The organism is Pseudoduganella sp. jia 9 (assembly GCF_055502615.1).
The window spans coordinates 358,881-371,348 of sequence record NZ_JBUPWE010000004.1 but is presented as its reverse complement, the minus strand read 5'-3'; the positions used below and the strand labels follow the sequence as shown (position 1 = coordinate 371,348).

The 12,468-nt window shown below is 63.6% G+C and carries 10 protein-coding genes; all 10 read left to right on the top strand.

Going from position 1 to position 12,468, the window contains the following annotated elements; translation table 11 throughout:
* Positions 1-3,370: RHS repeat domain-containing protein (locus ACY34H_RS06415; RefSeq protein WP_464976650.1), on the top strand; the 3,370-nt coding region annotated here is incomplete at its 5' end.
* Positions 3,367-3,921, top strand: a complete 555-nt coding sequence (locus tag ACY34H_RS06410) for a hypothetical protein (protein ID WP_464976649.1) — start codon at positions 3,367-3,369, stop codon at positions 3,919-3,921. The genes ACY34H_RS06415 and ACY34H_RS06410, both read left to right, overlap by 4 nt.
* On the top strand, positions 3,918-6,194 hold the full coding sequence (locus tag ACY34H_RS06405) for an RHS repeat-associated core domain-containing protein (protein ID WP_464976648.1): 2,277 nt from the start codon (positions 3,918-3,920) through the stop codon (positions 6,192-6,194). The genes ACY34H_RS06410 and ACY34H_RS06405 overlap by 4 nt, the downstream gene beginning before the upstream one ends.
* Before the next feature lie 10 nt (positions 6,195-6,204).
* Positions 6,205-6,513: a hypothetical protein gene (locus ACY34H_RS06400; RefSeq protein ID WP_464976647.1), complete on the top strand. Its 309-nt coding sequence runs from the start codon at positions 6,205-6,207 to the stop codon at positions 6,511-6,513.
* 143 nt (positions 6,514-6,656) lie between these two features.
* Positions 6,657-6,962, top strand: a complete 306-nt coding sequence (locus ACY34H_RS06395) for a hypothetical protein (RefSeq protein WP_464976646.1) — start codon at positions 6,657-6,659, stop codon at positions 6,960-6,962.
* Between the two features lie 291 nt (positions 6,963-7,253).
* Positions 7,254-7,826 carry an aminoacyl-tRNA hydrolase gene (gene pth, locus ACY34H_RS06390; protein ID WP_464976645.1) on the top strand — a complete coding sequence of 191 codons (573 nt, stop codon included), beginning with the start codon at positions 7,254-7,256 and terminating at the stop codon, positions 7,824-7,826.
* Positions 7,827-8,423: 597 nt separating this feature from the next.
* On the top strand, positions 8,424-9,125 hold the full coding sequence (locus tag ACY34H_RS06385; RefSeq protein ID WP_464976644.1) for an ABC transporter ATP-binding protein: 702 nt from the start codon (positions 8,424-8,426) through the stop codon (positions 9,123-9,125).
* Positions 9,122-10,360: an ABC transporter permease gene (locus tag ACY34H_RS06380; RefSeq protein WP_464976643.1), complete on the top strand. Its 1,239-nt coding sequence runs from the start codon at positions 9,122-9,124 to the stop codon at positions 10,358-10,360. Before ACY34H_RS06385 ends, ACY34H_RS06380 begins: the two co-directional genes overlap by 4 nt.
* Positions 10,353-11,129, top strand: a complete 777-nt coding sequence (locus ACY34H_RS06375; protein WP_464976642.1) for an outer membrane lipoprotein-sorting protein — start codon at positions 10,353-10,355, stop codon at positions 11,127-11,129. Before ACY34H_RS06380 ends, ACY34H_RS06375 begins: the two co-directional genes overlap by 8 nt.
* Before the next feature lie 67 nt (positions 11,130-11,196).
* Positions 11,197-12,468 carry a hypothetical protein gene (locus tag ACY34H_RS06370; protein ID WP_464976641.1) on the top strand — a complete coding sequence of 424 codons (1,272 nt, stop codon included), beginning with the start codon at positions 11,197-11,199 and terminating at the stop codon, positions 12,466-12,468.

The window sequence follows — 12,468 nt, the reverse complement described above, 5'->3', positions numbered from 1 at the left end:
GACCGAATTTGGAGTCGAGGCACGGCGCGGCCTGACAATCCTGGCGATCGTCGCGGCCGTACCGTCGCACGCGCAAACCGTTACGTCGTACAGTGAGCAGAACAAGCTGATTCGCGCGCCGAACGCCGTCATCAGGCTCGGTGACGACCTGTTCGGCGACAAGGTCAATCTTTATACGGGGACGCTCGAGTTCTCCCAGACTGACGTCAGCCTCCCCGGAAACAGCACGATTCCGGTGTCCGTCGGACGTCGCTTGGTGGCAGGGCAGGAAGCGAAGACGGGCACCTTGTTTGGCGGTTGGGATCTCGAAATTCCGCATCTGCACGGCATATTTTCATCGGCAAAAGGCTGGACCAATCCCCACGGGACCGGCGCTCGCTGCTCGAGTTTCGGCGTTCCGCCAACGATTTCCACGCCCGCAAGCGGCGGCACCGCTTCCTGGATTGGCACCGAATACTGGCACGGCAGTTTCCTCTACATCCCCGGCCAGGGCGACCAGGAAATGCTGGTGCGTACGGCGTCCTACATTGCCGCACCCGCCGGTAATCCCACCGCCGCATATCCGCTCGTGACACGCAATAACTGGCAGATCCGCTGCCTGCCCTCGCTGGCCGCCAGCAATGGCGCCACGGGAGAGGGTTTCGTTGCCGTCTCCCCCGACGGCACGCAGTACCAGTTCGACTGGCTGGCGACGCGCTCGCTGCCCGCGATGCAGAAATCGTCACTGGCGCCGAGTATGGGCATGGCACCCGGCCCGCAAGGCGATGCCAGTGCCGGAATCGATACCAACCTGCCACAAGAAATAGTCGCAAGCCCGCAACTGAACCGCGTGGAAGTCTGGATCCTGCCAACGGTCATCACGGATCGTTTCGGCAACAAGGTCAGCTATACCTATGACACGGCGAACAAATGGCAGCTCAAGTCCATTGTGGGAACCGATGCAGCGGGCAGCCCAAGGACGCTGACATTGACGTACGTCAGTCCTGGCTCGACCAATCCTGCCGTGAAAAGCGTGTCCGACGGTACGCGAACCTGGACCTACAGCTACAGCGGCTCCGGCCTCGCAGCCCGGCTCAATACCGTTACGTTACCGGACGGCTCGGCATGGCAGCTTGCCGGAGCAAGCCCGCTCGCCGTCGGGCTTGCGTACCAGGGAGACGGCAACTGTGACGGCCCCGGGATCGTTTATGACACCGCCGCAAGCGGATCCATGCGGCACCCTTCCGGGGCAACCGGCACATTTACATTGACCCCGACCCGCCACGGCCGTGCCGGCGTACAAAACAATTGCCGATTCGATGTGATGGCGCAAACGTACACGGCCACGTACCCACGCTTGTTCGACACCTATGCGCTGACGAGCAAGCAACTGGGCGGACCCGGTCTCGATACGCTGACATGGACCACGCAGTATCCGGAGGCGAAGTCGAGCTGGGCACCATGCAGCGCCTGCCTAGCCGAGAAAACCGTCCGCGTCACCAACCCCGGCGGAGACATTACCGAGCACACGTTCGGCACCCTGTCCCGCGAAACCGAAGGCCAGCTGCAAAAAAAGGAAGTGGCCAGCGGTTCCGGCGACGTTCTCCGCTCGATCACGATGCACTATCGCGCCGCAGTCGCCCCTTTCGGGGTGAGCCTGCAGCCGCGCGGCGATGGCTACCTGTCGGCCCAGGTCATGGAGGTGGACCGGCGGGTCACCTCGCAGCAAGGCGAGGAGTTCACCTGGGAGGCGAGCACCTTCGATGCATTCGCTCATCCGACCGAAGTGACCAGATCGAGCAGCCTGGGTTTCTCGCGCAAGGAAAAGACCACCTACGACAACAACCTGTCGAAGTGGGTGATCGGGCAGGTCGGGGAGGTGACGGTGGAGGGCAAGCCGATGACCAGGCATACCTACGATCCCGCCACGGCCGCGCTCTCCAGCGTCAGCAGCTTCGGCAGCCTGCAACGGTCGATGACCTATCATGCCGACGGCACATTGCAAACGCTGTCGGATGGCGCCCGGCAGACAACCACGTTCAGCAACTACAAGCGCGGCATCGCCCAGAACATCGGCTATGCGGACGGCAGGAGCGAGAGTGCCGTGGTGAACAACCTGGGCCGGATAACGTCGCTGACCAACGAGGCCGGATCGACGACGGCCTTTGGCTACGATGCGATGGGGCGTATCGCATCGATTACCTATCCTGCGGGCGATACGGTAGCCTGGGCCGCCACGGGCATCTCGTTCACCCGCGCCACCAGCAGCCAGAACGGCTTGCCGGCCGGCCATTGGCAGCAGCTGGTCTCGACCGGCAACGGACATGCCAGGACCTACTTCGACGCACTATGGCGCCCTGTGTTCGTCGAGCGCTGGGACAGCGGCGACAAGGCAAATACCTTCCGCATCACGCGCCAGCGCCACGACCACGCGGGCCGCACCACGTTCGAATCGTATCCGCAGCGCAGCCATGAAACGCTGGGCGGCGGGATATCGACTTCCTACGATGGCCTGGGCCGCATTACCGGCACGACAGCCGACAGCGAGCTTGGCAGCCTGTACACCAGCAATTCCTACGATGCCGGTTTCAGGACCACGAAGATCGATGCCCGCGGCAACCAGACTACCCATGAATACCAGGCCTTCGACGATCCCGACGACGGCGCCCTGGCCAGGCTTGCCATGCCGGAGAACGTGACGGTCGCCATCGCGCGCGATCTGTTCGGCAAGGCGAAGACCATCGTTCGCAGCGGCGCCAATTCGAGCGTCACGCGCAGCTATGTGTACGACGCCAATGAGCGCCTGTGCAAGACCATCGAGCCGGAAGCCGGCGCAACGGTGCAGGCCTACGATGCCGCGAACAACATCGAGTGGCGCGTGACCGGCGCGGCCCTGGCTTCGGCGGGCAGTTGTGACACGGCCACGGCGAAAGCCATGACCGCATCGCGCACCACCTTCGGCTATGACAAGCGCAACCGCATGACGGCATCGACGTTCGGCGACGGCAGCCCGCCGGTCACGCGGACCTGGACGGCCGACGGCCTGCCGGAAACGATCACGTCGAACGGCGCGAAATGGACCTATACCTACAACAAGCGCCGCCTGCTCGAACGGGAGAGCCTGGCCTATGGCGCGCGCGTGTACGACATCGACCGCGGATACGACGCCAACGGCTCGGCCGCGAAACTGGCGTATCCCGCCAACAGCCTCACCATCGATACGCGCCCAATGCGCTCGGCGAACCGACCAGGGTGGGGAGCTACGCTACCAACGTCACGTATCACCCGAGCGGGGCGATCGCCGGTTTCGTCTACGGTAACAATATCGTCCGCAGGCTCACGCAAAACACGCGCGGCCTGCCGCTCGCGGCAAGCGATGGCGCGGTGTTGAAGGACACCTATTCATATGACGGGAACGGCAATGTCAGCGGCATTGCCGATGGGGCGGGAGCAAATACCAGCCGCACCATGCAGTATGACGGCCTGGACCGGCTGAAAAGCGTGACCGCGTCCAGCCTGTGGGGAACCGCCACCTACCGCTATGACGCGCAGGACAACCTGACCGCCGTATCGGTGTCGGCCGGCGCCAATGCGCGCAATACGCTGCTGGCCATCGATGCCGGCACCAACCGGCTCAAAGCCGTCAGCGGTGGGCCGGCGAAATTCACTTTCGCCTATGGCTACGATGCCCGCGGCAACATCACCGCGCGTGGCGCGCAGGTCTACACGTTCGACCTCGCCAACCGCATGACGGCTGCGAAGAATCTCGCCACGTACCAGTACGACGGCCTGGGACGACGCGTCAGCATTGTCGGCACGGACGGCCATAACCGCGTGCAGGTCTACAGCCAGGCCGGTCAATTGCTGTATTCGACGGTTGGCACGCAATCGGCCACCCGCTACGTCTATCTGCACAACCACGCGATCGCGGAGGTGAAATGATGCGCGCGCCCCAATCCCGCCGCGCCGACGCCGGCGCGGGCCACTCGACGTGGCTCGAATTCGTGCTTGGCCTGCTGATGGCACTCATGCTGTGCGTGGCGGTAGGGGGCGGCGCCACTGCCCAGGCGCAAACGCTGCCTGCGCCGAACGTGCAGGCGCCGCCGGGCGAAGGCGACGATCCCTACGACGATGCGGCGGTGACCAGTTACTCGGTCCCATCCAGCATGGAGGCCGGAAAGTGGTATGACGTGTCGGTCACGATGAAAAACACCGGCAACACGAGCTGGCGCCAGGCCGCCGTCCAGCCCTACCGGCTCGGCTACCTTGCTGCCGGCAACCAGTTCGGTGTCGGCCGGATCGACCTGGGCGGCCGCACGATCGCGCCGGGGGCCAGTTTCACCTTCGCCTTCAGCGTCAAGGCTCCCGCCACCCCCGGCAATTACGATTTCGTCTACCAGATGCTGGTGGAGCACGTACGCTGGTTTGGCCAGACGTTTCGACGAACCGTTGCCGTCGTGGTACCGGCCCCCATCCACAATGCGCAGATCACGGCGCTTTCCGTGCCCACCTCGATGGTGGCCGGGAAGAGCTACGGCACATCGGTCACGCTGAAGAATACCGGGAACATCACCTGGGTCAAGGCCGATGGCTACCGGCTGGGCACGTCGAGTCCCATCGACAACACCATCTGGGGTATGGGGCGGATCGAAATGGGCGCTGCCACGGTGGCTCCCGGCGCCAGCACCACCGTCAGCTTCAACGTCACCGCGCCGGCCACCACCGGTACCCATGCATACGACTGGGGCATGCTGTGGGAGCGTCACCTGCGCTTCGGGGCGACGACGAAGACGATGGTCACGGTCACCGCCCCGGCAGCGACACCGAAACCGAAACCGACGATTTCGGTGTCGCTGCCGGCAATGACCGCTGGCCAGGCGGTGACCCTGGCATGGTCGACGTCCAACGCGACATCGCTGTCGCGCGTGTGCACGGCGTCCGGCACCGGTTATGCGGTGAACGAAACGGTGGCGGTTAATGGCTCACGCACGGTGACGCCGCAGGCCGCCTGGGTCAATTACCCGTCGAACTGCACCTGGAAGGCGACAGGCGCCAGCGGCACGACGACCTACACCCACACGATGACGACGGCGGCGGCACCGACGCCGCCAACGACGCCAACGACACCGCTTCCCACCATCAGCGTTACCCGGCCGGCGCTCGTCGTCGGCCAGGCCGTGACCATGAAATGGTCCACGACCAATGCCACGTCGCTGTCACGCGTGTGCACGGCATCGGGGACCGGTTACCAGGTCAACGAAACGATGGCGCTCAGCGGCTCGCGCTCGATAACGCCGCTGGCGGCCTGGGTAGGCTATCCGTCGAACTGCACCTGGACGGCAAGCGGTGCCGGCGGGAAGACGGCCCATGCCGATCCCATGACGACCGCCGCGAATGTCAACGTCACGTATATCCACACCGATGCGCTGGGCAGTCCGGTGGCCCGGACGGACGGCACGGGCAATCTCATCAGCCGGACTGCCTACGAACCCTACGGCTATACCGCTGCGGGCGTGGTGCCGACGCTGGGGTTCACGGGGCATGTGAACGACTGGGACAGCGGGCTGGTTTACATGCAGCAGCGGTACTATGATCCGGTGGCGGGGAGGTTTTTGAGTATTGATCCGGTGGTGACGGATGCGAGTACTGGGGGCGGCTTCAATCGCTATGTCTATGCGAACAACAGCCCGTACAAATACATTGATGCTGATGGTCGAAATCCTACAATGGCAGCCTGTGCCGCAGGACCGGCTGGATGCGCTGTTGGCCTTGCTTTAACTGCCGCGACAGCATGGTATGGTACTAAGGCTATCAACAATACGCGCCGTGCTTTCCAGAGCCGCTCGGCTCCCTTGAAGAATGAGGGTGCCGACGCGGAAAAGTCTGGTGGGCAGAGTGGTACAAACAACGGAGACGCCAAGCCTGCGGACCCTGGAGACAAGGACCCAAGCACGCCTACAGGTCAGCGCGGTAGTCCGATTGATGTCACACCGGGAACGAACAAGCCAACAAAAATTGGTGATCGAGAATATACCGGACACGCATTAGACCAGGGCCAGGGGCGAGGTGTTCCTCCTTCTGCGATTGAGGATGCCATTCGGAACGGAAAAACGTCCCCAGGAAATCGGCCAGGCACCACTGTGCATATTGGCGATAACGGTGTGAAAGTCGTAACTGGTGAGCGTGGGCAGGTCATTACTGTTATTCCAAAATGAGGCTAGTGGTATGGACGAACTAATTCGCCGGCAGTTTTTAGTAATGCGGCAATCTATTGATGACTATAGAGCAGGCCACTTGAGCCTAAACTCGCTGATTCAGCGAATCGAGGGCGCTGGTGGCGTGATAGATAGTGATCGATGGGAAGATGCTGTTTCCATGGTTCTGCTGGAAATGGAACAGATAAACGCTGATGTGCTGAACGCGGGAACGAAGCTGTCAGAGAAGGATAAATCTGACTTGGAAAAGTTCTTGCTTGATATCGAAGAACTGATTGCTCGTTTCGAGAGGGAGTTACCAACAGGCGACGAGGTCTGACATTCGAGCGGCGACGGGGCCAGGTCTGACATTCGGACACGACCTCGTCTGTAGCGGCGGACAACCTGCCCCGTCACTGTGCGGTTCCGCCGTAATTTGTATCCTGTTCGTATCCCATCGGCTTATGCGCCGATCAATTCGTCATGGATGGCTATGGTTATTCAGTCTTGGATCAACCTTGTCATGATGAAAAATATGAACTTGCATCGTTTTGCGAAATTTTCCTTGATCCGGGGACTCAATGCCCGACGGGATCCGACCAAGGCTTCGCAGTGAAAGGTCGCCACTCCAACCGCTCCAACGATGCGCAACAGGAGCGCGATTCGTCACGTGGCGAAAAGACGCAACGGTCGAAGACTGACTTCATTGGCAGCAGCTCAGGCGATGCGCAACAGGAGGACCGTCGCTACTGGTTAAGCGCGGATGAATGTGGAAAGGCGATTCAATGATGACAGTATTGCTGGAGCACATACCTGAGCACTGAAAGGAAAAGCGTGCAGATCTCAACAGTCGAAGCAAATTCTCAAGGGCGCGTCGGCAGAAGCGGAATTCATGACGCGATTCTTAAGGAAACTGTGATCTGCTCCGGGATCGAACAAGCGCGGCCGGCAGCAGGTCGACGCCCGGTGCCCACGCCTGCGCTCAGGGCATGCCCCGCGGAGGTCTCCGGCAGCGCCTTCTGTTTCCACCAAAACTCCGGGATAATCCACCTTTTCCCACTGCATACTGCACAGCGCGCCATGACCATCCGCCTGATCGTCGGCCTCGGCAACCCCGGCCCCGAGTACGAGCAAACCCGCCACAATGCCGGCTTCTGGCTGGTCGACAACCTTGCCAACGGCCGCCTGCAGCGCGAAAGCCGCTTCAATGCGCTGGCCGCGAAGACGTCGATCGGCGGCAGCGAAGTGTGGCTGCTGGAGCCGCAAACATACATGAACCGTTCCGGCCAGTCGGTCGGCGGCCTGGCGCGCTTCTTCAAGATCAATCCCGACGAGATCCTCGTCGTGCACGACGAACTCGACCTGCCGCCCGGCATCGCCAAGCTGAAGAAGGGCGGTTCGTCCGGCGGCCACAACGGCCTGAAAGACATCACCGCGGCACTCGGCACGCAGGACTACTGGCGGCTGCGCATCGGCATCGGCCACCCGCGCACGCTGAACCTGGCGCAGAACGTGGCCGATTTCGTGCTGCACCGTCCACGCCGCGAAGAGCAGTTGCTGATCGACGAAGCGGTTCAGAAAAGCCTGAATGTCATTCCCCTTGCCGTCGCCGGCAAGATGGCGCAGGCCACGATGGAACTGCACAGCAGCTGACCTGGCGGCGCCAGCCGAATGCTGGCGCCACCTTTCCCTCCCAATATCCCCGCCGCACCAGCTGCCTCGACCGTGAGGCGCGCCCTTCCTGCCGGCCTCATCTAGCAAGCCCGGCACACGCTGTCGTCCCCACTTTATTACCTGTACACATTTTCGACAAATGAGGTACATGTCCGCGATGGATTGTGCTGCGCACCATGGATAACATGCCCTCACTCGATCGGAAGCGCGCATGGAAACATCTTCTTCGCGCAACATCGTGTCAGGCACACGATTATTATCTTTTTGTCATTCCGACGTCATATCGCCTCGCTACAGTCGCGAGCAGACCAGGCGGCCATCCCGGCCGTTGCCAGCCGTTAAAGACAGAACCGGGCAGTAAGCAGAGGTAACTTGAAGTAACAACTGCCGGCATTGATCGACACCCAGAGTTACAGCATCCGTAGCAGCCAGCATCGTCAGTAATCGGCATTCGCAGCACTTCGTCATCATCAGCACCCGCCAGCGATCGACGCAGCCCAACCGCTGCTCACTATCCGGCAACGCCACGCGCGTCGCCGCGGGCCCCGTTTTGCCTGATATTTCAAGGAGCATCCATTGAACATCATTGAACTGACCCATGTCGAAAAGGCGTATGGGAAAGACCAGGGCAGGGTTGTCGCACTGCACAAACTCAGCCTTCACGTGCAACCCGGCGAATTCACCTGCGTCTGGGGCGCTTCGGGCAGCGGCAAGTCCACGCTGCTCAACCTCGTCGGCCTGCTGGACCGTGCCGACCTGGGCACCGTGCGCGTCGACGGCACCGATTGCGCCACCCTCGGCGAAACCGACGCCGCGCAATTTCGCAACGCCACGATCGGCTTCGTGTTCCAGGGTTTTAACCTGGTGCCGGTGTTGAGCGCGCTGGAAAACGTGATGATGCCGCTGCAGATCGCCGGCGTGTCCGCCGCCGAGGGCAAGGCCCGGGCCTTGCGCATGCTGGCCGACGTGGGCCTCGAACAGCAGGCCCACAAGCGGCCGGACGAGATGAGCGGCGGCCAGCGCCAGCGCGTGGCGATCGCCCGCGCGCTCGTCAACGATCCGAAACTGGTGCTGGCCGACGAGCCCACCGCCAACCTCGATTCCGTCACTTCCGAATCCGTGATCGGCCTGATGCGCAGGCTGAACGACGAAAAAGGTGTCACCTTTGTGTTCTCCACCCACGATGCGCGGCTGCTCGGCTATGCCAGCCGGCGCCTGGAACTGTCCGACGGCCGCATCGTCACCGATACCCGCAACCCCAGCGAAAGGGCCGCATGATGGACCTGATCACCCGCTTCAAGCTGGCCGCCCGCAATGCGGTCCGCAACCGCCGGCGCAGCATGGCCACGCTGGCCTCGGTCGTCATCGGCTTCGTCGCCCTGTCGCTGTTCGAAGGCTACTTCGTGTCGGTCTACAGTTCGCTGGAAGACGAAGTCATCGTCGGCGAACGGCTCGGCCACCTCACCGTCGGCAAGCCCGGCCTGTATGACAAGGGCGCACAGGACCCGCGCCGCTATGCCTTCACCGAGAGCGAACTGGCGAAAGCCACCGTCAGGTTGGCGGCGATCCCCGGCGTGAAGCTGGTCAGCCCGCGCATCACGATGTCGGGCCTGGTCAGCAACGGCGACACGTCGCGCATCTATATCGGCGAAGGCATGCGCGCCGACGACATGGTTGCGCTGCGCGGCGAAAAGTATGCGAACCAGCCGGGCAAGCTCGATCCGCAGCGCACGCAGGGCGCCGTGTTCGGCAAGCGGCTGGCCGAATCGCTGGGCCTGAAGCCGGGCAGCGATGCCACGCTGCTGGGCGCGACGCTGGACGGCATGGTCAACGCGGTCGGCATCGAGGTGCTGGAAGCCTCGGCCACCGGCAGCCTGGGCACCGACGACAAGTTCGTGCTCACGTCGCTGGAGACGGCGCGCCGGCTGATGGCCTACGAAGGCGCCGAGCGCATCGTGCTGCTGCTCGACGACGGCACCGACCTGGCCGCAACCGCCGCCGCCGCGAAGGCCGCGCTGGCCGCCGAGGGCATTGCCGTCGACGTGCGCGACTGGCGCACGCTGTCGGTCTACTACAACCAGGTGAAAAGCCTGTTCGACATGATGTACCTGTTCATCAGCGTCGTCGTCGCCATCGTCGTGCTGGCCAGCGTGTTCAACACGATGGGCATGACGATCACCGAACGCACCCGCGAGATCGGCACGCTGCGCGCGCTGGGCATGCAGGTGCGCACGCTGGATGGCCTGTTCGTGCTGGAAGGCATGCTGATCGTGGCCATCGGCTGCGCCCTCGGCATCGCCGTCACGCTGGCTGCCGGGTTCCTGATCAACGGCGCCGGCATCACCTATATGCCGCCGGATGCGGCAGCCGAGGTGCCGCTCGTCGTCGAGCTCGTCGCCGGCAATCTCGTCGGTTCCCTGTTCACGCTGGTGGTCCTGGCCGCCCTGGCCTCGTACCTGCCCGCCCGGCGCGCGTCGCGCCGCAACATCACAGGAGCACTCTCCCATGTTTAACGCGAAACACCTGGTGCGGCTGTTGCTGGCAGCCACCGTCACATCGGCCGTTACCTTCCATGCGCAGGCCGGCACGGAAGCGGGCGCGCCCGATCCCAACAAGCTGCTCGAACAGAGCGACATGGCGCGCGGCGGCGGCCTGAAAGGCGTGCAGCTGAACAGCAGCGTCACCGAGATCCGCGACGGCCAGCCGGGTTCCGAGCTGAAGCTGCAGATCCAGGCCGCCGCCACCGACAGCCTGATCAGCTTCACGGAGCCGCCGCGCGTGCGCGGCAACCGCATGCTGATGCAGGGCCGGAACATGTGGTTCGCCTCGCCGGACGTGCGCAAGCCCGTCGCCATCTCGCCGCGCCAGCGCATGCTGGGCGAAGCATCGAACGGCGACATCGCCACCACCAGCTACAGCCGCGACTACGATGCCGCGCTGGCCGGCGAGGGCACCGTCGACGGCCGGCCCGTGTGGGTGCTGGACCTGAAGGCGAAATCGGGCTCGGTGGCGTACGACCGCATCCGCTATTTCATCGACAAGGAGAGCGCGCTCGGCATCAAGGCCGAGTACTTCGCCGTCTCCGGCAACGTGCTCAAGACGGCGCGCATCGAGTACGACAACCACGTGCGCCACAACGGCCAGACCGTGCGCTTCGTCAGCAGGATGGAAATCGCCGACGCGCTCGAACCTTCGCGGCGCACCGTCCTCAAATACTGGGACGTCAAGGTGAACGACATATCGTCGTCCACGCTCAGCCTGGCGAACCTGACGCGCAACTGATATCCGGTTGATCGACAACTGATACCCGACTGCGCCCAGGCTCAACCAACCACCAACGAGGTTTTCCATGCGATGTGCTCTGGTAGTGCTGGCCACCCTGGCGGCCGGCACGGGGGAAGTGTTTGCCCGCGATCCGGAATTCGGCGCCGACCTGGTGCTGTTCAGTTCCCTGTACGACGTGCGCGCCGACAGTGACTACAACCCCGGCAACCTGCTGGCAGGCCTGCCGCGCATGCAGCACGGCGCGCAGGCCCGGCTGCGCTGGCGCATGGAAGGCGAATACGGCGTGCTGGCCATCGGCCCGCGCGTCACGTTCAGCAAGGCCACCGGCAGCAACGCGGCCAGCGGCGATACGCGCGACAGCAAGGCCTATCTGCAGAACTGGTTGGTGGAAGGGCGCATCGGCAACGTCGACCTGTTCTACAGCCGCGAGCTGATGCTGTGGGGGCCGTCGCAGTTCGCCTCGCCGTCGAACCCGTTCTTCACCGAGACCAACCAGGTGAACCCGTTCACGGAACTGCCGTCGCGCGATTTCGCTGGTGCCCGCTGGCGCATCGACGGCCGCAACACCGTGGCGCTGGTGCGCAACGTCGACGAAGGCCGCGACCGCGAACTGCTGCGGCCGTTCAAGGCCGAGACGGCGCTGCGCGCCGACCACGTCGGCGACGCCTTCGCCGTCGGCGCGGTGGCCTCGCACCGCGCCGGCCGCAAGCAATACGGTGCGTACGGTCAGTGGACCGTCAACGATGCCGTGCTGGTGTACTTCGACGCCGCCACGTTCCGCGGCTCGCGCCGGCTGCTGGCACTGGCTCCGGGCGTGGCAGGCAACGGCGAAGACTGGCAGCTGGCAACCCGCGACGACGACCGCAAGCGCCACTACGACGTGCTGCTGGGCGGTTCGTACACCTTCGCCGGCGGTAGTACCGTGAACCTGGAATACCGCCGCAATACGGAGGGCTACACGGCGGCCGAGCGCGCGGCGATCGATGCCTTCGCCGCAGCGCAGGCCGGCCGCTTCCGCGGCAGCGATCCGTTCGCGGCTGGCGCTGCGGCCGGCCAGCTGGGCGCAGTGGTGGAACCCTATGCCCGCACGTTCGGCCGCGACACGGTGTATGCGCAATACGTGAACCGCAGCATCGCCCCGGCCACCAGCCTGGTGGCGCAGGTCAGCTACGGCCTGAACTCGAAGGACGGCAGCACCACGATCGTGATTTCCCACGACCTGAACGACCGCATCAAGCTGGCCGCCAACCTCACGGTGCCGTTCGGCAGCCGCCATGGCGACACCCGCCGCTACCTGGACAGCGTGCTGTTCTTCGGCATGACGGCAAGTTTCTGA